Here is a 22,046-nt window from a genome sequence, read left to right as displayed (position 1 = left end):
GGCTGGCCCCGGGTCGGCACGACGCCGCGCAGGGCGAACGCGGCTCCTATGCCGAGCGCCGCACCCGCCAGCACATCGCTCGGGTAGTGGACCCCGGTGTAGACGCGGGAGGCCGCCACGGCCGCCGCGACCGGGGCCACGACCGCGCCCCAGCCCTTGGACTCCAGGGCCACCCCGGTGGCGAAGGCCGCCGCCGACGCCGCGTGGCCCGAGGGGAAGGAGGTGGTGATCGGCTGCCGCTTGAGCTGCCGGACCACCGGCACCAGGTCCGTTATCGGCCGCTCGCGGCGGACCGCGCCCTTGCCGACGGTGTTGATCGTCGCCGAGGCCACGGCGAGGGACGCCACCCCGCGCAGCGCGGCCCGGCGCGAACGCGCACTGCTGCCGAGGGCCGCGATCCCGGCCGCCGCCCCGAACCAGAGCAGCCCGTGGTTGGCGCTCCGGCTCAGCCTGGGCAGCAGCGGATCGGCGCCGGGCCAGTGCCGGTCCGCGACGCTCCGGAAGACGGCCAGGTCGCGCCCCTGCAGCCAGCCGCGCAGCCGGGCGACGGCGGGGGCGGTGGCGGATGAGGTTCTCGGTGTGGACATGGCTCAGCGAATACCCGGCCGGGCCACGCTGAACCAGCAGGCGCGCTGAGACCCTGGCCACGCGCCACCACCGACCGGCGGAACGGCCCACGGCTGGACGGCCCCGGCGCGGGTGCGCGCTTGGGCGGGCGGGCGGCCCGGATCCTCCGTATAAAGAAGCCAGAGGGCGCGGACCCGGAACCGATGACGGGGAGCCGGAGCCGGAGCCGGTGACGGGGAGCCGTTTACCCGGACCCCGGCGCGGGCCTGGAGCCGGCGATCCGGGCCGGAGCCGACGATCGGGCGAGTGGGCGCGCCGCAGACGCGGAGCGGCGAGCGGCGGAGGAGGGCCGGATGCACGGAACCGAGGACACCGGCCGGGGCGGTTCCGGGCGGCCCGGCGCCCGGGGAAGCTCCGGGCCGGACCGTTCGCCCCCGCACGAGGACCACGGCCCCGTCCGCTACGGGCCGCCCGCCCCCGACCCCGGTCTGCCGGTCCTTCCCGAGCTGGCCGCCGTTCTCGCCGCCGCCTCCGCCCGGACCCGCCCCGAACCCCCCGGCGGCGGGGCGGTCCTGCGTGAGGCGGCGCGCGGGTACTGGGACCGGCGTGGGCTGCACGGCGCCGTGGGCGGGATCGCCGCCGCCCCCGGGGCCCAGCCGCTCCTGCTGGCCCTCATCGGCGCACACGGCGGCGACGTCCTCATGCCGCGCCCCTGCCCGGCCGCCTGGATGCCGCAGGCCCGGCTGCTGGGCCGGCCCGCCTACCACGTGCCGACCCCGGCCGAATGCGGCGGCGTCCCCGACCCGTACGCCCTGCTGGAGACCGTCCGCCGGGTCCGCGCGGAGGGCGGCCGGCCGAAACTGCTGCTCCTGTCCGTCGTGGACGACCCCACCGCCACCGTCGCCCCGCCCGAGCTGGTCCGCGAGGCCTGCGAGGCGGCCGTGGACGAGGGGCTGCACATCGTCAGCGACGAGACCTGGCGCGACACCGTGCACCGGCCCCGCGACACCGTCCTGCTCAGCCCCGCCGAGATGTGCCCGGACGACGTCACGGTGATCGACGACCTGTCCGGAGCGCTCGTACCGGCCGCCTGGCCGGTCGCCGTCGCCCGCTTCCCGGACACCGCCCGCGCCGTCGTCCGGCACGCCCGCACCCTGGACATCCTCACCGCACTCGGCGCCCAGGTCGCCGGCCCGGTCGCCCACGCCGCCGCCCACGCCCTGGGCGAGCCGGATTCCGTACGCGACCGGGTCCGGCGGGCGGCGGCGCTCCAGGCCGAGGTCGCCTCCGCCGCCCACCGAGCGGTCCTCGGCTCCGGCGCGCTGGCCCGCCCCCCGCAGGCGGGCCGCCACCTCTACGCCGACCTCGGCCCGCTGCGCTCCCGGCTGGCGGACCTGGGCGTCACGGACTCCATGGAGCTGGAGGAATACCTCACCGACCGGCTCGGCGCACCGGCCCCGGGCGGCCACCGCTTCGGCGACGAGCTGGGCGCCCTGCGCGTACGCCTGGGCACCGGACCGCTGCTGGGGGCCACGCCGCAGCAGCAGACGGAGTCCCTCGCCGCCGCGAAGCCGCTGGAGCTCGCCCATGTGGCACAAGCCCTGGACGATTTCACGGCGGTCTTCCGCGCGCTGCGCTGAGGACGGCCACACCCGCCGCGACAACGGCCACTGCCGTGCCACACCCGCCGCGAGAACGGCCACGGCTGTGCCACCCGCCGCGAGAACGGCCACGGCTGTGCCACCCGCCGCGAGAACGGTCACGGCGTGCCGCGCCCCGGAGACCCCGGCCGACGGGGAAGACGGTCACCCCGTCGCGTCGCCCGTCCCGTGGCCGAACCGTGCCCGCAGCCGGCGCCACACCGCCGGAGCCCCGCTGATCAGCAGCGTCAGGGCCACCGCCGCGACCACCCCCTGCCACGGCTCCGGGAACAGCGAACCGCCCAGGATCCCGATCAGCTGGTACGTCGCCGCCCAGGCCAGGCACGCCGGAACGTCGCCCCGGACGAACTGCCGCAGCGGCATCTTGCTCAGCAGACACGCCAGCATCACCGGTATCCGCCCGGCCGGCACCAGCCGGGACAGCACCAGCACCGTCCCGCCGTGCTCCGCCAGCTTCTCCTGCGCCTGTGCCAGCCGCTCCGGCGCGGCCCGGCGGGTGATCGCCCCCAGCCACTTCGAGCCGTGATTCGACCGCACCCCGCGCTGCCCCAGCCAGTACAGACAGACGTCGCCGAGGAACGCGGCCGCCGACGCCACCAGGAACACGAAGAGCAGGGCGAGCGGCGACGTCTGGTGGAAGGCCACCACCGCCGCCGAACTCACCAGCGCCCCCGTCGGCACCACAGGCACCAACGACCCCAGCGCCACCAGGGCGAACAGCGTCGGGTAGCCGATCGCCTGCTGGGTCGACTCGGTGGGCAGCTCCCGCACCACCTGCTGGATCTCCTGGATCACCGGCCGGTCTCCGGCCTGACCCGTTCGCCGTGCCCCAGCAGATGCACGGTCACCTCGGGGGCCCGCTTCGCCGCGTGCCGTACGAACTCGTCTCCCGGCGCGTGGAACTCGTGCGGGCGCACCGCGTCCAGGCCGACCGGCCAGTACGTGCCGTAGTGCACCGGCACCGCCGACCGGGGCGCGAGCCGGGTCAGCGCCTCGGCGGCCCGGGCCGGATCCAGATGGCTGTGTCCCAGGTAGGGCCCCCAGCCGCCCACCGGCAGCAGCGCCACGTCCACCGGCCCCACCGCGTCCGCCATCGCGTCGAAGAGCCCGGTGTCCCCGGCGAAGTACGTCCGGGCCTCGCCCTCGACCACGTAGCCGAGCGCGGGCGACCGGTGCGGCCCGACCGGCAGCCGCCGCCCGTCGTGCAGCGCGGGGACCGCCCGTACGCGCACCTCGCCGACCCGTACCGTGTCGCCCGCCCTGACCTCGGTGACGTGCAGCTGCCGCACCCGCCGCAGCATCCGCAGCCCCGGCACGGCCGCCACCGCGCCGCTCGGCACGATCAACCGGCTGCCGGGAGCCAGCCGGGCCAGCGACGGCAGATGCAGATGGTCGGAGTGGAGGTGGGAGATCAGCACCACCTCCGCGACCGCGGCCTGCGGCGGCGGCACCTCGCCCCGGCGGCGGCGCAGATGCGCGAAGCGCCGTACGAACAGGGGATCGGTCAGCACCCGCACCCCCGAGTCCTCGATCGTGCAGGTGGCATGACCCCACCAGGTGACCTCCACCGGCCGTCCGCCTCCTCGCTCGCTCCTCGGCACACCGTGACCCTGTTCCCGTGTCCCGGTGCGTACGGCCCGCGCGGCCCGTGCCCGGGTGCGCTGCCGGTACGAGCCTATGCGCCCCCCGTACCCTCGCGCCGAGCCTTCAGCCTGTCGCCGAAGCCGCTGACCGGGACCGACGCTGTGAAAAGCTGAAGGGTGGGCCCCGGACGACCGGGCCCGGGGGCGGAGGGGGCGTGAGGTGGACCGGCGTGGGTGACGGGAAGTGGTGGAGGTCGGCGGGCACGGCCCTGATGCGGGTGATCGCGGTCTGGGCGGTGTCCACTCTCACCATGCTCGCGCTGGCCGGCGCCCTGCCCGACTTCCAGCTCCAGTCCGACGACGGCGACACCGTCACCAGGACGGCGTTCACCGCGGCCTGGGGCGCGGGCGCCTTCGGCCTGCTCTCCGCACTGGTGTGGCCCGTCCTCGTCCGGTCCCTGCTCGTCGTGCCCGCGCTCGTCCTCGGCGCGCTGGTCTTCTTCCTCAACGGCTCGTTGCTGCTGATAGCGCTGCGCCTGATCCCGGACGGGCGCGGCGACGCCGCGCCGGAGACCGCGGTCGTCGTCGCCGCCGTGATGTCCGCCGTCGCCTCCGCCACCTCCACGGCCCTCGCCGTCCGCGACGACGAGGCCTACCGCCGCCGGCTCTCCCGCCTCGCCGACCGGCGCCGCAGACGCGGCAGATCGCCGGCCCCGGCCGAACCCGGCCGCGACGGACCGCCCGGCACCGTCTTCCTCCAGCTCGACGGCGTCGGCCACGACGTCCTGGTGAACGCGGCGGCCGCCGGGCTCATGCCGACCGTCGCCGGCTGGCTCGCCGACTCCTCAGGACACCGCCTCACCCCCTGGCGTACCGACTGGTCCAGCCAGACCGGCGCCAGCCAGCTCGCCATCCTGCACGGCAGCAACCACGACGTGCCCGCGTTCCGCTGGTACGAGAAGGAGACCCGCACCGTCATGGTCTCCAGCCGTCCCGCCAGCGCCCTCGAAATGCAGCGCCGGGCCATCGAGCGCACCCACGACGGCGGCCTGCTCACCGTCGACGGGGCGAGCCGCGGCAACCTCTTCAGCGGCGGCGCCGGACAGCTGGCCCTGGTCCTGTCCATGGCCGCCCGGCGCGGCAAGGGCCGGCGCTCCCGCGCCGGATACTTCGCCTACTTCTCCGACCCGGCCAACGCCACCCGTACCGCCCTCTCCTTCGTCGCCGAGGTCTTCCGCGAGATCGGCCAGTCGACCCGGGCCCGCGCCCGGAAGGTCACCCCCCGGATCAAGCGCGGCGGGCTCTACCCCTTCATCCGCGCCTTCGCCACCGTCGTCGAGCGCGACGTGGTCGCCGCCGCCGTCCTCGGTGACATGTTCGCCGGACGCACCGCCGTCTACGCCGACCTCGTCGCCTACGACGAGGTCGCCCACCACTCGGGCCCGCACAGCCCCGACGCGGAGAGGGTCCTCGTACGCCTCGACCGCTCCCTCGCCCTGATCGCCAAGATCGCCGACCACACCCCGCGCGCCTACCGGATCGTGCTCCTGTCCGACCACGGCCAGAGCCCCGGGGAGACCTTCGCGGGGAAGTACGGGCTCACGCTCAAGGACCTCGTCCGGGCGGGCTGCGGGCTGCCCGTGCCCCGCCGGGCCCAGCGCACCCGCAGCGCCTCCGAGGCCCGCGACGCGGTGCGGATCGCGCTGCACCGCCCCGTCGAGGGGCAGGAGGACGAGCACCCGGCCAAGCTCTCCGACCCGATCGTGCTGGCCTCCGGCAACCTCGGTCTTATCTCCTTCCCCGACATCGAGGGCCGCGCCTCCCGCGAACAGATCGAGCGCAGCCACCCCGCGCTGCTGTCCACGCTCGCCAACCACCCGGGGATCGGCTTCCTCCTGGTCCGCAGCGAGGAACACGGCTCCGTGGTGCTCGGTCCGGGCGGTGCCCAGATCCCCGTCGCCGAACTGACGGACGGCGAGGGCCCGCTCGCGGACTTCGGCATCGGGGCGGCCGCCGCCGTACGCCGCACCGACACCTTCCCGCACGTCGCCGACGTCATGGTCAACTCCATGTACGACCCGGCCACCGGGACCGTGCACGCCTTCGAGGAGCAGATCGGTTCGCACGGCGGCCTCGGCGGCGAACAGTCCCGGCCGTTCCTGCTCTGGCCGCGCGGGCTGACGGACCCGCTCGACATCGTGGCCGCCGAGAGGGCGGAGGGCGCGCCCGTGCCGCCGGGCGGCGAACTGGTGGGCGCCGAGGCGGTCCACCGGGTGCTGACGCGCTGGCTCCAGGAGTCCTCAGGGCCCCAGGTGCCGGTACGCGCCGAGGGCTTCGCCGGGGCGGGCCTGGCGGACGAGCCGTTCCCGGGCCAGGCCCCGGTCCCGGACGCGCCGGGAACGACGGCCTGACCGGGGCGCGGGTCGACCGAGCTCAGGGGCGCGGCCCCGTCGGCGCTCAGGCCGACTGCCGCCGTACGAGCGCCGGCGGGAAGAGCACGGAGGGCGAGGGGCCGGCCGGCTCGCCGATCTGCTTCAGCAGCAGCCGGGCCATCTCCGCGGCCATCTCCTCCACCGGCTGCCGGACCGTGGTCAGGGGCGGGTCGCAGGCGGCCGCCGCACTGCTGTCGTCGAAGCCGACCACCGCCACATCGGACGGCACGTCCCGACCGGCCCGGAGCAGCACCGGGAGCGCGCCCAGGGCCATCAGGTCCGAGGCGATGAACACCCCGTCCAGGTCGGGGCGGTCCGCCAGCAGCCGGCGCATCGCCGCGGCCCCGCCCAGATGCGTGAAGTCCCCTTCGGCGCAGGCCACGTCCTCGATGCCGTGGGCGGCGCAGGCCTCCAGGAAGCCGGTCAGCCGGACCTGCCCGGCGGGCATGTCCTGGGGCCCGGAGATGGTGCCGATGCGCCGTCGTCCCAGCGCGGCCAGGTGATCGGCCGCCAGCCGCGCCCCGGCGTGCTGGTCCACCTCCACATAGGCCAGCGGCGACGGCCTGTGCGGACGGCCCGCGAGGACGGCGGGCATCCGGGTGTCCTGGAGCAGGCCGGGCAGCGGGTCGTCGGCGTGCGTGGTGATCAGCACGACCCCGTCGACGTGGCCGTGGCGCAGATAGGACAGCAGCTGGGTCCGGGAGGCCTCGTCGTCGGCCAGCATCACGACCATCTGGATCCCCGCCGGGCGCAGCACCTCCAGCAGCCCGCTGACGACCCGCCCGAAGTACGGGTCGGAGAACATCCGGCCGACGAACGGCTCGGACATGGGCCGCCGTTCCCGCTCGGAGACCACCAGGGCCACGGAGTCGGTCCGCCGGGTCACCAGCGAGCGGGCGGCCCGGTTGGGCACGTAGCCGGTGGTCGCCACCGCCTCCTCGACCACGGTGCGCAGGGCGGGGTCGACGGTGGTCGCTCCGTTGATCACCCGGGACACCGTCGCCCGTGACACACCGGCCACGGCCGCCACGTCCTCCAAGGTCGCGGGGCGTACGGGCTGCGGCACTTCGGCTGTCATGCAGCCCTTTATACCCGCAGGCCGGCCGCCCCGTTCAGCCGAGGGCCCGCACCGCGCCCGGCAGCCGTTCCAGCTCGGCGAGGGAGGTCTCGCGCGCCGTCACGAGGGCGGCGGCCAGCTCACGCGCGTCCGCCCGGCCACCCGCGGTGATCTCGGAACGCGACACCTGGGCGGACTGGCGCAAGTGGTCCCGGATCTGTACGACGACGAGCCGGTCGAAGGCGGGCCCCTCGGCGGCGCGGGCCGCCTTCAGGTCCCGCTCGGTCACCATGCCGGGCATGTCGTGCCCCGCGTGCACATCGGTGTGGGGCAGCCCCATGCGGGTCAGCAGGGGCCGCAGCCGGTCGAGTTCGGCTTCCTGGCCGCTGCGCAGCCGGAGCGCGAAGGCGCGTAGCCGAGGTTCGGCAGCGCGCTCGGCGGCGAGCGTCAGCAGCTTCACAGCCTGCTGGTTCATGGGGGCCATCAGCTGGACCCAGCCGACATCGGTGGCGGTCCCGGCGGCGGGGGTGGCGGATCCGGTGGCGGACGGCGGTGCGGATGTCCGTACTTCTGCCGTACGGGGCGCGGAGTCCGCCGCCGGCGAGCAGCCGGCCGCCCCGATGGAAACCAGCACGCCCAGCAGGCCGAGGACGGCTGCCCGGTGGAGGAGCGACGGGAGGTTCATGCGGTCCATGAGGTGTCCTCGTACGGGGTGGGGGAGGGCGTCCCCCCCCGAGCCGGGCCCCGGGGCGGACGCGGTGCGCATGGAGGTGACGATCACTCAGGGCCGGCCGTCGAAGCCGCACTTGACGATCGCGTTGATGCAGTCGCGGACGCGCTGCGCCATCTCCTCCTCCGGCCATACGTTGAAGAAGTCGCCGTGCATGGTGTAGCCGGGCCCGGACGCGAGCCGGAAGCGGGCCGGGTCGCCGTTCACCGGGTAGCGCAGCACCTGCCGGAGCTTGGGCACCGGCACCGGGTGGGTGGACGGGCAGCCTCCGTTCACCGGGTAGGCCATGTGGCTCTTGTGGTCGGGGGAGTCGAGGTCCGTACCGTTCCAGCACTGCGGGAAGTCCAGGTAGGACTCCATCATCGTGCCGGGCGGACAGTTCACGAAGTCCTGCGAGGGGTTGACCTCACCGGCGTGCAGGCACGACCAGCGGGCAATCGTGTTGTCCTGCGGCCCGGTCGCCTTCGCGTTGCCCGCCACGATGCGCAGGCCCCGGGGGAAGGGCTTGATCTGCCGGATGACGTCGTCGCTCACGCCCTCGCCCAGGTAGTAGAAGGTGGTCCCGGTGGGCTCCACCTCCTTGTCGCCGTCGTAGAGGGTGGGCACCCAGTACGACGACAGGTCGGTGTCGGGGGAGCACGACGTACGACCCCGCTCCAGGGAGGCCAGGTCGGAGCCGGCGTGCGTGGTGTCGTTGCCGAAGAAGCTGTGCATGTGGGAGGCGCCCGGCAGCCCGGGGAAGACGATCGGGTCGTCGGGGAGCCGGTGGGTGTACGGGCACTCGGCGAGGAACTCGGCCACCCGCACCACATCCGCGGCGGCCTTCGGTGCGGCTTCGGCGGCGGCCCGCTCGGCAGCCGCGTTGCCCACGTTGGCCTGGAGGAAGGACAGCGCGAGGGCGGCCGCGGCGAGCCCGGCGATTCTGTACCGCCAGGACGGCAGGGATCGTTGGCGGCGGTGGTCGGGGTTGCGTCGATGACGGAAGAGCACGGCACTCCTGTTCGGGGAAGTGGGGGATTCCTGGGTCAAGTCAGAGAGCGCTCTCTCGGAGGAACGTAGAAGTGCCTCCTGTGCATGTCAAGAGATCGGACAGGCTCGGTAAACCGGCACGATGAAGCGCGAGTTGTGGGCGATGGCTGGGGAGAGCGCTCTCCTATACGGGGGGGCGAAAAGGTGATCGGGGTCGTTGTCAGTGGTGGCCGGAAGAATGGTGACCATGACGAACTCAGCTGCTGTGCTCGCCGATGCCGCCGCCTACGCCGCCGCCGTGGAACAGGCCTCCGTCGCCGCCGCCGCGTACTACGCCACGGGCGAGAGCGCGCTGGACGACGACGCCTACGACCGGCTGGCGCGCGGGATAGCGGCGTACGAGACGGAGCACCCGGAGGAGGTGCTTGCCGCCTCGCCGACGGGCAAGGTCGCGGGCGGGGCCGCCGTCGGCGATGTGCCGCACACGGTGCCCATGCTGTCGCTGGACAACGTGTTCTCGGCCGAGCAGTTCGCCACCTGGGCCGCCTCGCTGGAGCGGCGCATCGGCAGACCGGTGACCGCGTGGAGCGTCGAGCCGAAGCTCGACGGCCTGGCGGTCGCCGCGCGTTACCGGGACGGCCGGTTCGAGCGCCTCATCACCCGGGGCGACGGCACGGCGGGCGAGGACGTCTCGCACGCGGCCGGCGCCGTCGTCGGACTGCCGGAGCGGCTGGCCGAGCCGGTCACCATCGAGGTGCGCGGTGAGATCCTGATGACGAACGAGCAGTTCGAACAGGGCAACGCGACCCGTACGGAACACGGCGGCGCCCCCTTCGCCAATCCGCGCAACGGGGCGGCGGGCACCCTGCGGGCCAAGGACCGCGCCTACCGGGTGGAGACGACCTTCTTCGCCTACGGCGCACTGCCGCTGCCCGATTCCGGGGAGCTCACCCGGACCCTCGCCGAACTGCCCCACAGTGAGGTCCTCGTGTACGTCGCGGGACTCGGCGTGCACACGGCCGCGGGCACCGACGTGGCGCCGGTCCTGGCCACCACGGTCGAGGAGGTCCAGGCGCGGGTGGACGCCATAGGTTCCGTGCGCGCCGCGCTGCCGTTCGGCATCGACGGGATCGTGATCAAGGCCGATCTGGCGGCCGACCAGCGCGAGGCGGGCTCCGGCACCCGCGCGCCCCGCTGGGCCATCGCCCACAAGCTGCCCGCCGTGGAGAAGATCACCCGCCTGCTGTCCGTCGAGTGGAACGTCGGGCGCACGGGCATCATCGCGCCGCGCGCCGTCCTGGAGCCCGTGGTGATCGACGGTTCCACCGTCGGTTACGCCACCCTGCACAACCCGGCCGACATCACCCGGCGCGATCTGCGGCTGGGGGACCAGGTCATGGTCTACAAGGCCGGCGACATCATCCCGCGCATCGAGGCCCCCGTCGTGCACCTGCGCACCGGCGACGAGACGCCGATCGACTTCCCCGAGAGCTGCCCGCAGTGCGGCTCCGACATCGACGCGAGCGAACAGCGCTGGCGCTGCGCCCGGGGCCGTAACTGCCGTCTGGTCGCCTCCGTCTCGTATGCGGCGGGCCGCGATCAGCTCGACATCGAGGGCCTCGGCTCCACCCGGGTCGTCCAGCTCGTCGACGCGGGCCTCGTCGCGGACTTCGCGGATCTGTTCACCCTGAAGCGCGAGCAGTTGCTCGCCCTCGACCGGATGGGCGAGACCTCCACGGACAATCTCCTGGCGGCCATCGAGGCCGCCCGCTCCCGGCCGCTCTCCCGGGTCTTCTGCGCCCTCGGCGTACGGGGCACGGGGCGGTCCATGTCACGCCGCATCGCGCGGTATTTCGCCACGATGGACCGGATCGTCGCCGCCGATGTGGAGACGCTCCAGCGGGTCGACGGCATCGGCAAGGAGAAGGCCGCCGCGGTGGTGGCCGAGCTGGTGGAGCTGGCACCGCTGATCGACAAGCTCGTCGCGGCCGGGGTGTCGATGACCGAGCCGGGGGCCACCCCGCCCCCGGAGCCCGGGACGGAGGCGGCGGCAGTCGCCGCGCACCCGGAGGCCGGTGGGGAAGCAGGTGCGGATGCTGGTGGCGCCGGCTCCGCGCTGCCGCTCGCGGGCATGACCGTGGTGGTCACCGGCGCGATGTCCGGGGCGTTGGAGAAGCTGTCGCGCAACCAGATGAACGAGCTGATCGAGCGGGCGGGCGGCAAGTCGTCCTCCAGCGTCTCCCGGCGCACGAGCCTGCTGGTCGCCGGGGACAAGGCCGGATCCAAGCGCACCAAGGCGGAGGGCCTGGGGGTCAGGATCACGGTGCCGGAGGAGTTCGCGGAGCTGGTCGGCGCCTTTCTGGCGGTGGGGGAGGAGAGCTGAGCGGATGCCGGAGCGGGCCGGGTGCCGCGGTGTCGGGGGCCACGGCGTCGAGGTCGCGGTTGAGGGTGTGGTCGCCGGTCGCCGGTCGCCGGCCGCGATCGCGGATCACGGTGCCGGTGTCGCACCTGTGAATCAGCGAGGATGTGGCGTTCCACCACCCCGTATTGCATAGTGAGGGATCGGTCGTGCCTCGTTATCAGCGGGCCGACGGGGTGCGTGGACGGCTGCGGCGGGCGGCCGGGGGTGAGGGACGATGCGTTCTGTGCACGACGGACAGCGACCGGGTCGCGCCGTCCCCCCGTCGTCGGGATCCGCTCCGGCCTCTGCTCCTTCGACCGCTCCCGTACCGGCTCTTCGCTTCTCGATCGCTTCCGCGCCCGGTGAGTGGCGAGGGCCGCTCCGTCCGGGCGCGGGCCCGTGGGGGAAGGGCCCCGGGCCGCTTCGTGACGGGAGCGGTGCCGGGGCGTTCGGGGCGGGGCGTACGTACGAGGGCCTCCGGACACACCACCGGCACCAGCGCCTGGGGGCCCCGGTCGCATCGGGCGGCGCCCCGGCCGCCCGGGGGCTGGCCCTGGACCTCGGCAGCTCCCGTACCCGGGCCTGGGTGCCCGGCCGGGGCCTGGTTCTCGACCCGCTCCCCGGCTCCGGCCCCCACGGGGGCGCCGAACGGCCGGTCCGGCGCGGGCGCATCGTCGACCCCGAGTCCTGTGGCCGGCTGCTCGGCCGGATCGCCGACGCGGCCCTGGGCCCGGACCGCAGGGACAGCGTGATCGTCCTCAGCCACCCGGTGCTCGCCGGCGCCGAACACCGCACCACCGCGCGCGCCCTGCTCGCCGGGCTCGGGACGACGCGCGTCCTGGTCCTCAGCAGCGGCCGGGCCGCCGCCGCGTACGCCGGACCGAGGGAGGCGGGCCCTCTTCTCGTCGTCGACATGGGGGCCGAGCTGACCGAGGTCACGCTCCTCGTGGGCGGCCTGGTCGCCGACGCCCGGCAGGCCGAGAGCGGACTCGACGACCTCGACGGCCTCGATCCGGCGGCGCTGCCCACCGTCCTCGTCCGCACCGTGCTCGACATGATCACGTCCATGTGGCGGCACGACCGGCACGGCGCGATCCGTGGGGCCCTGCGCAAGGGCCCCGTGCTCGCGGGCGGCGGCGCGCTGCGGGCCGACGTCACCGATCGCATCGCCCGCCGCCTCGGCACCCGGGTTCGCCTGGCCGACGACCCGTCGACCACGGTCGTCCGGGGCGCCGGACAGATCCTCAGCTCCGTGCTCCGCCATCGGACGGCGCCGCCCGAGCGTTTCGGCCGACCGAGGTGACGCCGTACCGGGGGCGGTCCCCGGCGAAGTACCGGGGACGGCCCCCGGCGAACGCGTCGAACGCGTCCCGGGTGCGGTGTGTGCTGACCACACTGCTACTGACCGTCCTCACCCTCGTCGGCGGTGCCGCCACAGCGAACGGCGCCGCGCCCGCCCTGCCTTCCCGAAGCCTCGGGCCGGCCGTCACCGTGGCCTCGGCGCCGGCCGTACCGACGACCCACCGCTCCGGGCCCGTCGCCGGGCCTGACATCCGGCATCGCACCGGGCATGGCACCGGGCACGTCGCCGGATCCGACCGGGGGAGGCCGGACCACGCGAGCGGCGTCGTGGCCGGGCCGGGGACAGGCTCGGGTGCGGTGGCGCAGGCCGCGCACGAGCAGCCCAGGGCGGCGGCCGATCCGGCGCAGGCTCCCCGGGCGGGCGGCGGACGGGCGTACCTGCTTCTGCACGCGCCACCGCCGCCGCACGACGCGCTGACGCCCGCTCCGCCGGGGCCGGCCGAACCGCACGGCGGCGTACAGCGGTCCGCCGCGGACTCCTTCGACGCGCCCGGCAGCCGCCGGGGCACGCTCCCCGGCGTACGGGGGCCTCCGGGCAGGACGACCACCGGTCCCACGACCGGTCATCCGTCCTGTTCTGCCGATCCGGCGTCGCGTCCTCACTGAGGTGAGGGCGCCCAGGGCGCGTCCGGGGGATCTTGACCGGGCCCGCGACGCCTAGCACGCCCTCGACGCCCCACCGAAGGATTTCCATGACTCGCGCCACCGCGGTGCGAGCGGTTCTGGCTGTCGCCGTCCTGCTCGTCTCCGTCTACATCAGCCTGACCATGTCGCCCAGACTCGGACTCGACCTCCAGGGCGGCACCCGTATCGTGCTCCAGGCCCGGGACACCGCCACCGTCCAGGCGGACCGCGAGACCACCGACCGCACCTTGGAGGTGCTCCGGCAGCGCATCGACTCGCTGGGCGTCTCCGAGCCGACCCTGACGCGTTCCGGCGAGGACCGGATCATCGTCGAACTGCCCGACGTCCAGGACCCGCGCCAGGCCGCCGAGGTGATCGGCCGCACGGCCCAGCTCACCTTCCACGCGGTCGAGGGGCCGGGAACCGAGGCGCCGGAGGAGAAGACCCCGGGCTCCGAGCCCACCGAGGGCTCCGACCCGGCCCCCGACGACCCGGACTCCGCGGCCGACCCCGACCGCACCGCCGATCCCGGCTCCAACACCGACACCGACACCGAACCCGACTCCAACACCGACCCCGACTCCAACACCGCCCCCGACAAGCTGACGCTTCCCGACGAGCAGGGCCGCGCCCTCGCTCTCGGCGCGCCCCGGCTCTCCGGCGCGGGCGTCGAGGACGCCACCGCCGGGTTCGACGCACAGGGCGGGGCGGGCTGGAGCGTGTCGCTCGAATTCCGTAAGGACGCGGGCCAGGACTGGAAGCAACTGACCGGCGAGGCCGCCTGCCATCCTGCCGGGGACGACCGGCGGAGGGTCGCCATCGTCCTCGACGAGAAGGTCATCTCCTCGCCGCAGGTCGACCCGTCGGTCGGCTGCCGGGTCGGACTGCCGTCGGGGGCCACCCAGATCACCGGCTCGTTCAGCGCGGACGAGGCGCGTGACCTGGCGCTGCTCATCAAGGGCGGAGCCCTGCCCGTGCCCGTCGAGATCGTCGAGCAGCGAACCGTCGGCCCGACCCTCGGCGCGGCGGCCATCGACGCGAGCGCGCGGGCCGCCCTCATCGGAGCCGCCGCCACCGCGCTCTTCATCACCGTCGTCTACCGCCTCTTCGGCGCGCTGGCCGCCGTAGCGCTGGGGGCGTACGGCGTGATCTCGTACGCCGCGCTCCTCGCCCTCGGCGTCACGCTGACCCTCCCCGGGCTCGCCGGGTTCGTCCTCGCTGTCGGGATGGCGGTCGATGCGAACGTGCTGGTCTTCGAACGGGCCAGGGAGGAGTGCGCCGACCGGCCGAAACGCTCCCTGCGCTCCGCGCTGATCACCGGGTTCAAGAAGGCGTGGAGCGCGGTCGCCGACTCCAACGCGACCACGCTGATCGCGGCCGGCCTGCTCTTCTTCCTGGGCTCGGGCCCGGTGAAGGGGTTCGGGGTCACCCTCGCCATCGGGGTCGTCGCCTCGATGTTCTCCGCGCTGGTCATCGCCCGCGTGCTCACCGAGATCGCCGCGAACTCCCGCTTCGTCAGCGACTACCGGAACGTCAACGGCATCGGGCGCCCCGGCGCCGTACGGACCTGGCTGGTCCGCAAGGACCCGAAGCTCTTCCGGAAACCGGTGCAATGGCTCGTCGTCTCGGCGGCCCTGGTCGCCGTCGCGGTGGCCGGGATCGTGGTGCGCGGGGTCGATCTGGGCGTCGAGTTCACCGGGGGCCGGCTGGTCGAATACTCCACCAGCCGCCCGGTTGACGTCGAAACCGCCCGGGACGCACTCGCCGACGCCGGGTTCGGGGACGCCGAGGTCACCACGGCGGGCGACCGCGACCTGTCCGTACGCACGGGGAAGCTCGACAACGACGGCGAACACGCCCTGCGCACCGCCCTCGCGGAGGAGGGCGGCGAGACGACGAAGGTACGGGACGAGCTGATCGGCCCGAGCCTCGGCGACGAACTGCGCCGCAACGCGCTGATCGCCCTGGGCGTCGCGGTGGTCGTCCAACTGGCCTATCTGGCGGCCCGGTTCCGCTGGACGTTCGCGGTGGCGTCCGTCGTGGCGATGGTGCACGACGTGATCCTGGTGGTGGGGGCGTTCGCCTGGCTGGGGCGGCCCGTCGACGGCATCTTCCTGGCCGCCCTGCTCACGGTCATCGGCTACTCGGTCAACGACTCGGTGGTGGTCTTCGACCGGGTGCGGGAGCTGTGGGGGGCGAACCGGCGGACCCCGCTGGACACCATTGCCCGCCGGGCCGTCCTCCAGACCGTGCCGCGCACGGTGAACACCGGGATGGGCGCTCTGTTCATCCTGGCCGCCCTCGCGGTGCTCGGCGGCGACTCGCTGGCCGACTTCGCGCTCGCCCTGCTCATCGGCATCTCCGTCGGCACCTGGTCCTCGGTGTTCACCGCCGTACCCGGAGCCCTCGCCCTGGAACGGACCGCGAAGGCCCCGCCGCCCGCACCGGGGAAGGGCAAGGGCACATCGCGCGGGAAGACCCGTGCGGCACGGCGCGACCCGCTCGACAACGGCGCGCGCGTCTGAGGTGAGCGCGAAGGGGCCGGGTCAGGACGGTACGTGGGCGTGCAGATAGGCGGCGGTCTCCCGGTCGGCGGGGAGGAACGTCTCGACGGCCAGCTCGGCCACCGTCACGTCCATCGGCGTGTTGAACGTCGCGATCGACGACACGAACGACAGGACCCGGCCCCCGTGTTCGAGCAGCATCGGCAGCGCGAACGCGGCGGCCAGGTCCCGCTCTCGTCCTGCCCCGTCCGCCCCGCCGGCGACCGGGACCGCGCCACCAGCCCTCTCGGTGTCGGCCCGGGCGGGGGCCGGGTAGGCGGCCACCTCGTCGTACAGCGCACGCAGCTCCGGCGAGCGTACGAGGGCGATCTGACGGCCCATCTGCGCCAGCAGGTCCGCCCGCCACTCCGGGAGGTTCACGATGCGCGGGGCGAGCCCCTCCGGGTGGAGGGTGAGCCGCATGGCGTTCAGCGGCGGGGTCAGCAGCTTCTCCGGTACGCCGTCCAGCAGCAGAGCGACCCCGCGGTTGGCCGCCACCACCCCGTAGGTGCCGTCCACGACGAGGGCCGGGTACGGCTCGTACGCGGCGAGCAGCCGGTCGAGGCTCTCGCGCAGGGAGGCCATCGCGGGGTCATCGAGCGGCGTCTGCGGGTAGCGGGGCGCGTAACCGGCGATCACGAGGAGGGCGTTGCGTTCACGGACCGGGACGTCCAGCTGTTCGGCCAGCCGCAGGACCATGTCCTCGCTGGGCCGGGACCGGCCCGTCTCGATGAACGAGATGTGGCGGGCCGAGGAGTCCGCGCGCAGGGCCAGCTCCAACTGGCTGATCCGCCGCTGTTCCCGCCAGTCCCGCAGCAGCGGCCCCACTCCCGTGTCGGGCAAGACAGTCGTCATGCCAAGACCGTAACGTCACGAGCGGGCCGGGCGGGGCCGCGCCGGTACGGACAGCCCAGGCCCGCTGTGACGCACACGCCGATCCACGATCCACCGAGAGCCACGGGAGCCGTTCCATGAGCGCCGAACCGCTGTCGCCGTCCGAGACCGACCGCCGACTGGAGAGCCTGCCCGGCTGGGCGCGGGAAGGCGACCGGATCACCCGGACCTTCCGGCTGCCCTCCCACTTCGCCGCCGCGGCGCTGACGGTTCACATCGCGGGGATCCAGGACGAGTTGAACCACCACTCCGACCTGACGCTCGGCTACAACACGGTGGCCCTCTCCGTCCACACCCACGACGCGGGCGGTGCGATCACCGAGAAGGACCTCACGCTCGCCACCCGGGTGGCCGCCGCCGCCTCGGCCCACGGAGCGGAGTAGCCTCGGGGGTCGAAGGGGTCGAAGGGGTCGAAGGGGTCGAAGGGGTCGAAGGGGTCGAAGGGGTCGAAGGGGTCGCCGGAGCCGCCGGAGCCGAATGGTCCGCCGGAGCGCGCCCGGTCGCCGGAGCCGTCGAGGCGGCCGGAGCCCGTCACCCCCGGCTCAGACCACCGTGCCGAACCTCGGGTGCGCGCCGAGCCACTGCGCGTAACTCGGGCTGCGCGACACCGCCTCCGCGTACGCCGCGCGGGTCGCGCCGGCCACCAGCCCCGCCGCCGCGTCGGCGGCGGGGGAGTGCGGATGCCAGCCCACCAGGTGGCGCCAGCTCAGCGGCGCACCGGCCAGGGGTCTGGTCACCAGGCCGGGCGTCGGCGGGAAGGTCGCCCGGCACAGCCCGATCGCCCGCCCCACCTGCACCAGATGGACGACGGACGAGGTGTCCGTCTCGTACACCGACACCGGCGTGAAGCCCGACCGCGCGCAAGCCGCGGTGAAGCAGTCCGCGAAGCACCCGTCGCCCGGCACGTCCGCCCAGCACTCGTCCGCGAGCGCGGCCAGATCCAGTTCCGCTTCGCCGGCCAGGACATGGTCCTCCGGCAGCATCACGAAGACCGGGTCCACCCCGACGACCTCCCAGACCAGCCGGTCCGCCAGCGGCGGCGGACTCTCGCCGCACGTCCCGATCAGCGCGAAGTCCAGCCGCCCGTCGATCACCAACGAGGCGATCTCGGCCACCGACCACGAGGTGTACGTCGACACCGCCGCCTCCGGGTGCGCGGCGGCCATCCGGTCCACCAGACCGCCGAGCAGCGGACCGTGCGTGCCGCCCAGCCGGAACCGGTCCAGCGCCCCCGTGGCATTGGCGAACCGCACCGCCTCCGCCTGGAGTTCACTGACCGCGGGCAGCACCACCCGGGCCCGCTCCAGCACCAGTTCGCCGAGCGGGGTGGCCCGGGCCCCGGTGTGGTCACGGTCGAAGAGCGCGCCGCCCAGGGCCTTCTCGATCCGCCGCAGCTGGGCGCTGAGAGCGGGCTGGGCAAGGCCCAGCGTGGCGGCGGCCTTGGTGAGGCTGCCCGTGTCGGCTATGGCACGGACCGTTCGCAGATGGCGCAACTCCAGCTCCATAAGGGCAAGTTATGGGCCCGGGAGCACTCCGGCAATATGCGCGCTCCGCCTACCGTTCGGTCGGTGTACGCGGGCCGTACGCTGCCGGGCCGGCGCGTCGGGCGCGAGGTTCCGGTTCAGCCGTGCCAGGCACCGTCCGCAGCGGCGTCGCGGGCGAAGTCGGAGAAGTCCTTCGGCTCCCGCCCCAGCACCCGCTTCACCTCGTCCGTCGTCGCCGCGTTGTGGCCGTCCAGCAGGGTGGCGAACAGCTCGGCCAGGAATCCCGCCTCCGGGCCGAACACCCCGAACTCCTCCAGCAGCGCCGCGTATTGGGGTCCGGTCACCGGCACGTACCGCACCGGCCGGCCCGCCGCCCGGCCCAGTACGTCGGCCGCCTCCGCGAAGGTCAGGCTCCGGGGGCCCGTCAGCTCGTACACCGCCCCCGCGTGCCCGTCCCCGGTCAGCGCGGCCACCACCACGTCGGCCAGGTCGTCGAGGTCCAGGAACGGTTCCGCCGTCGTGCCCGCCGGGAACACCACCTCGCCGCCGAGAACGCCGTCCAGCAGCGCGCCTTCGCTGAAGTTCTGCGCGAAGAACGCCGACCGGACGACCGTGACCTCCACCGCCCCGGCGGCACCGCGCAGCGCCTCCTCCGCGACCGCCGCCTGCGGTTCGCCGCGCCCCGACAGCAGCACCACCCTGCGCACCCCGCACGCCGCCGCGGTCCGCCCGAAGACAGCCATCGCCTCCGCCGCCCCGGGCGCCGCGAGGTCCGGGTAGTACGCCGCATAGGCGGCCTGTGCGCCGTCCAGGGCCGCCGCCCAACCCGTGTCGTCCTGCCAGTCGAACGGCACCTCGCCCGAGCGCGAGCCCGCGCGGACCGGTACCCCGAGGCCCGCCAGCCGCTCGGCCACCCGACGGCCGGTCTTGCCCGTGCCGCTCGTCACCAGGACCGTTCCCGTCATCTGCCCCACGCCCTGTCCGTCGTATTCGGTCTTGCCGTTACCGCCGTTGCCGCCGTTGCCGGCCTTGCCGTCGTTCTGTCGTGTGTAGGTGTTCTCCGTCATGGCTCCAGACTCCCGGGCCCGCCCCCGCCCGGACATGCTCCAAAGGCTCAGGCACCTACTCCTGCGTCCACACGCCTGCGCGTCCACGTGTCGTTAGGCTGGCGGCCATGGACGCTCTCGCCGGACTCCTGGACGGACCACGGGCCCGGGGCGCGTTCCTGCTCCGCATGGTGATGGAGCCGCCCTGGGCGGTACGGATCGAGGACCGGGCGCCGATCTGCCTCATGTCGGTCAGGCGCGGCACGGCCTGCATCGTTCCGCCTGGCGGAGGCGAACCGGTCCTCCTCGGCCCCGGGGACGTCGCGGTGGTCCGCGGCCCCGATCCGTACACCGTCGCCGACGCACCCGGGACGACACCCCACGCTCTCATCGGCCCCGGCGGCATCTGCACCACACTGCACGGCCGGCCGCTCTCGCAGGACATGGTGCTGAACGTACGGACCTGGGGAAACGCGGTCGACGGCGCGACGGCGGTCCTCGTCGGCACCTATCTGCTGGACGGCGAGATCAGCCGCAGACTGCTGGGCGCCGTGCCCCCGCTCCTCACGGTCCCCGCCGACGCGCGGACCCGCCCGCTGCTGGACCTGCTCGACGCGGAGATCGCCCAGGACGAGCCGGGCCAGCGCGTCGTCCTGGACCGGCTGCTGGACCTGCTGCTCATCGCCGTGCTCCGCGCTTGGTTCTCCCGGCCGGGGGCCGACGCTCCCGCCTGGTACCGCGCGATGGGCGACCCGGTCGTGGGGATGGCGCTGCGGCTGCTCCAGGACGACCCGGCGCGCCCCTGGACCGTCGCCTCGCTCGCCGCCCGCGCCGGGGTGTCCCGGGCCGGGCTGGCCCGCCGGTTCACCGAACTGGTCGGGGAGCCGCCGATGGCCTACCTCACCGGCTGGCGGCTCGCCGTCGCGGCCGACCTGCTGCGCGAGAGCGACGCCACGGTGGAGGCCGTGGCCCGGAAGGTCGGCTACAGCACCCCCTTCGCCTTCAGCGCCGCGTTCAAGCGGGTCAGGGGGGTCAGCCCGCAGGAGTACCGCGGCGGTACGCCGGGGCACCACCTCGATTTGCCGGATCGGCAACGAACCTTGCCGCCCGAATCCCTTCCGGGGAGGCTGACCCCATGAGCAGCCACGCCGGTCACGGCCACCACGACGCGCACGCCGCCGCCACCCCCGTACAAGCCCATGTCCGTGCACATGCGCACGCCCATGCCCATGCCCATGCCCATGCGCACGGTTCAGGGGGCGATCCGGCGACGGACATCGACTGGGACGTTCTCGGCCCCCTGCTGGAGCAGGAGGCCGAACTCAACGGCACACAGTACGAGGAGGCGGCCCGCTGGGTCGCCGCCCTGCCCACCGCGCCGAAGGTCCGCCGGATCCTGGACATCGGCAGCGGCCCCGGCGTCGTCTCGTGCCTGCTGGCCCGGGTCTTCCCGGAGGCCGAAGTGGTGGCCGTGGACGCCACGCCCGCTCTCCTGGAACGTGCGACGAACCGTGCGCGGCGCCTCGGCGTCATCGACCGCTTCCAGACTCTGGAGGCCGAACTTCCGGCGGACTTCGACCGGTTGGGTGAGGCCGATCTGATCTGGGCGGGCAACTCCCTGCACCACTTGGGCGATCAGCGCGCCGCGCTGGCGGGCTTCGCGGGGCTCCTGCGGGCCGGCGGGACGGTCGCGCTCGTCGAGGGCGGCCTGCCCACCCGGCGGCTGCCCCGCGACATCGGCATCGGGCAGCCCGGTCTGGAGGCCCGCATGGGCGCGGCCGCCGCCACCCGCTTCGAGCACATGCGGTCCGAACTCCCGGGCGCGAAGCGGGAGATCGAGGACTGGGGCGCGCTCTTCACCGCGGTCGGCCTCGCCCCGCAGGGCACCCGCAGCTTCCTGCTCGACCTGCCCGCCCCGCTCTCCCGCCCGGCCCGCGACCACGTCATCGCGAGCATCACCCGCGAGCGCGAGGTGCTCGGCGAGCTGCTGACGGCCGAGGACAGCGCCGTACTGGAACGGCTGCTGGACCCCGAGGACTCCGAGGGCCTGTACCACCGCGCGGACGTCCACCTGCTCTCCGCCCGCACGATGCATCTGGGCCGGCGGGCCTGAGTCCAGGACTCCGCCCCGGGTCTCTCCCGGCTACGGCACTGGCTCCAACTGCCACCACTGGAAGGGGGAGTCGGTGTCCTCCCACTGCTGAACCGTGCCCCCGGCCTCGGTGGAGCGGTCCGCGACCTCCATCACCAGCCCGCTGATGAAACTCACCAGCGTCACCGTCCCGGGCGCCTCGGCGTGCTGCTCGATCAGCCACTCCTGGGCGCCGAAGTTGTTGGCCTTCCACTGCTGGATCCGGGTGCCGTTCGACGTGTCGGCATTGGCCACGTCCAGCCGCTTTCCGCTGTGCTCGTTGACCAGGTGGAAGAGGGCCGCGCCCTCGTGCACCGGGGCCAGCCGCCACACCTGCGCGGCCGTCCCGTCGTCCTCGCCCTGCTGGACCCGGGCCCCGCTGCCCTTGGCCGCGCCGTACACCTCCAGCACCAGCTTGCTGCCGACGTTGCGGAGGCGGTACGGGCCCGCCTCGACGACGGGCGCGAGTTCGCCGCTCATGTTCCCAGTCTCCCGATGGATGTGTGATGCGGGCTGCTGCCCGTCCAGGTGGCCGACGACGGCGCCCCCACCGCGATCACGG

General features: G+C 74.2%; 19 protein-coding genes. 9 read left to right on the top strand and 10 right to left on the bottom strand.

Features of this window, described 5'->3' with window-relative positions:
- Positions 1–587: phosphatase PAP2 family protein (locus tag ACFWM7_RS19830; protein ID WP_383262429.1), on the bottom strand; the 587-nt coding region annotated here is incomplete at its 3' end.
- 333 nt (positions 588–920) lie between these two features.
- Between ACFWM7_RS19830 and ACFWM7_RS19825 the strand changes: the two genes are divergently transcribed.
- On the top strand, positions 921–2,207 hold the full coding sequence (locus tag ACFWM7_RS19825; protein WP_383262425.1) for an aminotransferase class I/II-fold pyridoxal phosphate-dependent enzyme: 1,287 nt from the start codon (positions 921–923) through the stop codon (positions 2,205–2,207).
- 165 nt (positions 2,208–2,372) lie between these two features.
- On the opposite strand, the gene ACFWM7_RS19820 is transcribed toward ACFWM7_RS19825, so the two are convergent.
- Together ACFWM7_RS19820 and ACFWM7_RS19815 are read right to left on the bottom strand one after the other, a co-directional pair.
- Complete coding sequence (locus tag ACFWM7_RS19820; protein ID WP_383262423.1) at positions 2,373–3,023, bottom strand: DedA family protein; 651 nt, start codon at positions 3,021–3,023, stop codon at positions 2,373–2,375.
- On the bottom strand, positions 3,020–3,796 hold the full coding sequence (locus ACFWM7_RS19815) for an MBL fold metallo-hydrolase (protein WP_383262421.1): 777 nt from the start codon (positions 3,794–3,796) through the stop codon (positions 3,020–3,022). Before ACFWM7_RS19815 ends, ACFWM7_RS19820 begins: the two co-directional genes overlap by 4 nt.
- 245 nt (positions 3,797–4,041) lie before the next feature.
- Between ACFWM7_RS19815 and ACFWM7_RS19810 the strand changes: the two genes are divergently transcribed.
- Positions 4,042–6,222 carry an alkaline phosphatase family protein gene (locus ACFWM7_RS19810; RefSeq protein ID WP_383262420.1) on the top strand — a complete coding sequence of 727 codons (2,181 nt, stop codon included), beginning with the start codon at positions 4,042–4,044 and terminating at the stop codon, positions 6,220–6,222.
- 46 nt (positions 6,223–6,268) lie between these two features.
- On the opposite strand, the gene ACFWM7_RS19805 is transcribed toward ACFWM7_RS19810, so the two are convergent.
- The 3 genes from ACFWM7_RS19805 to ACFWM7_RS19795 all read right to left on the bottom strand — a co-directional run bounded on the left by ACFWM7_RS19805 (position 6,269) and on the right by ACFWM7_RS19795 (position 9,020).
- Positions 6,269–7,321: a LacI family DNA-binding transcriptional regulator gene (locus ACFWM7_RS19805; RefSeq protein WP_383262418.1), complete on the bottom strand. Its 1,053-nt coding sequence runs from the start codon at positions 7,319–7,321 to the stop codon at positions 6,269–6,271.
- Positions 7,322–7,355: 34 nt separating this feature from the next.
- Entirely contained in the window at positions 7,356–7,985 is a 630-nt protein-coding gene (locus ACFWM7_RS19800) for a DUF305 domain-containing protein (protein ID WP_383262431.1), read from the bottom strand.
- Between the two features lie 96 nt (positions 7,986–8,081).
- A complete protein-coding gene (locus tag ACFWM7_RS19795; RefSeq protein WP_383262416.1) occupies positions 8,082–9,020 on the bottom strand; it encodes a DUF1996 domain-containing protein in 939 nt (312 codons plus the stop codon).
- 217 nt (positions 9,021–9,237) lie between these two features.
- On the opposite strand from ACFWM7_RS19795, the gene ligA reads away from it, so the two are divergent.
- The 4 genes from ligA to secD all read left to right on the top strand — a co-directional run bounded on the left by ligA (position 9,238) and on the right by secD (position 15,911).
- Complete coding sequence (ligA, locus tag ACFWM7_RS19790) at positions 9,238–11,382, top strand: NAD-dependent DNA ligase LigA (RefSeq protein WP_383262414.1); 2,145 nt, start codon at positions 9,238–9,240, stop codon at positions 11,380–11,382.
- 604 nt (positions 11,383–11,986) lie between these two features.
- Positions 11,987–12,703, top strand: coding sequence for a rod shape-determining protein MreC (locus ACFWM7_RS19785; RefSeq protein WP_383262412.1), 717 nt, complete (start codon positions 11,987–11,989; stop codon positions 12,701–12,703).
- 80 nt (positions 12,704–12,783) lie between these two features.
- Positions 12,784–13,368, top strand: coding sequence for a hypothetical protein (locus ACFWM7_RS19780; protein ID WP_383262411.1), 585 nt, complete (start codon positions 12,784–12,786; stop codon positions 13,366–13,368).
- An 86-nt stretch (positions 13,369–13,454) separates the two neighbouring features.
- Entirely contained in the window at positions 13,455–15,911 is a 2,457-nt protein-coding gene (secD, locus tag ACFWM7_RS19775; RefSeq protein WP_383262409.1) for a protein translocase subunit SecD, read from the top strand.
- A 21-nt stretch (positions 15,912–15,932) separates the two neighbouring features.
- On the opposite strand, the gene ACFWM7_RS19770 is transcribed toward secD, so the two are convergent.
- Positions 15,933–16,784, bottom strand: coding sequence for a helix-turn-helix domain-containing protein (locus ACFWM7_RS19770; protein ID WP_383262408.1), 852 nt, complete (start codon positions 16,782–16,784; stop codon positions 15,933–15,935).
- A 116-nt stretch (positions 16,785–16,900) separates the two neighbouring features.
- Here ACFWM7_RS19770 and ACFWM7_RS19765 point away from each other — a divergent pair, with 116 nt between their 5' ends.
- Positions 16,901–17,206, top strand: coding sequence for a 4a-hydroxytetrahydrobiopterin dehydratase (locus ACFWM7_RS19765; protein ID WP_383262407.1), 306 nt, complete (start codon positions 16,901–16,903; stop codon positions 17,204–17,206).
- A 159-nt stretch (positions 17,207–17,365) separates the two neighbouring features.
- Here ACFWM7_RS19765 and ACFWM7_RS19760 read toward each other — a convergent pair whose 3' ends face one another.
- Together ACFWM7_RS19760 and ACFWM7_RS19755 are read right to left on the bottom strand one after the other, a co-directional pair.
- Positions 17,366–18,328: a LysR substrate-binding domain-containing protein gene (locus ACFWM7_RS19760; RefSeq protein WP_383262405.1), complete on the bottom strand. Its 963-nt coding sequence runs from the start codon at positions 18,326–18,328 to the stop codon at positions 17,366–17,368.
- A gap of 116 nt (positions 18,329–18,444) precedes the next feature.
- Positions 18,445–19,374 carry an NmrA family transcriptional regulator gene (locus ACFWM7_RS19755; RefSeq protein ID WP_383262404.1) on the bottom strand — a complete coding sequence of 310 codons (930 nt, stop codon included), beginning with the start codon at positions 19,372–19,374 and terminating at the stop codon, positions 18,445–18,447.
- 107 nt (positions 19,375–19,481) lie between these two features.
- Between ACFWM7_RS19755 and ACFWM7_RS19750 the strand changes: the two genes are divergently transcribed.
- Both ACFWM7_RS19750 and ACFWM7_RS19745 read left to right on the top strand, forming a co-directional pair.
- Positions 19,482–20,492, top strand: a complete 1,011-nt coding sequence (locus tag ACFWM7_RS19750; RefSeq protein WP_383262402.1) for an AraC family transcriptional regulator — start codon at positions 19,482–19,484, stop codon at positions 20,490–20,492.
- Positions 20,489–21,466 (top strand): class I SAM-dependent methyltransferase, encoded by a 978-nt coding sequence (locus ACFWM7_RS19745; protein ID WP_383262400.1) that lies wholly within the window; start codon positions 20,489–20,491, stop codon positions 21,464–21,466. The genes ACFWM7_RS19750 and ACFWM7_RS19745 overlap by 4 nt, the downstream gene beginning before the upstream one ends.
- 30 nt (positions 21,467–21,496) lie before the next feature.
- Here the strand turns inward: ACFWM7_RS19745 and ACFWM7_RS19740 are convergent, their stop codons facing one another.
- Positions 21,497–21,964 carry an RICIN domain-containing protein gene (locus ACFWM7_RS19740; RefSeq protein WP_383262399.1) on the bottom strand — a complete coding sequence of 156 codons (468 nt, stop codon included), beginning with the start codon at positions 21,962–21,964 and terminating at the stop codon, positions 21,497–21,499.
- Positions 21,965–22,046: the final 82 nt, after the last annotated feature.

It is taken from the genome of Streptomyces sp. NPDC058375, assembly GCF_042723425.1.
GTDB lineage: Bacteria > Actinomycetota > Actinomycetes > Streptomycetales > Streptomycetaceae > Streptomyces > Streptomyces durocortorensis.
Note: the sequence above shows the minus strand (reverse complement) of the source record. Positions and strands in the feature narration are given on the sequence as shown.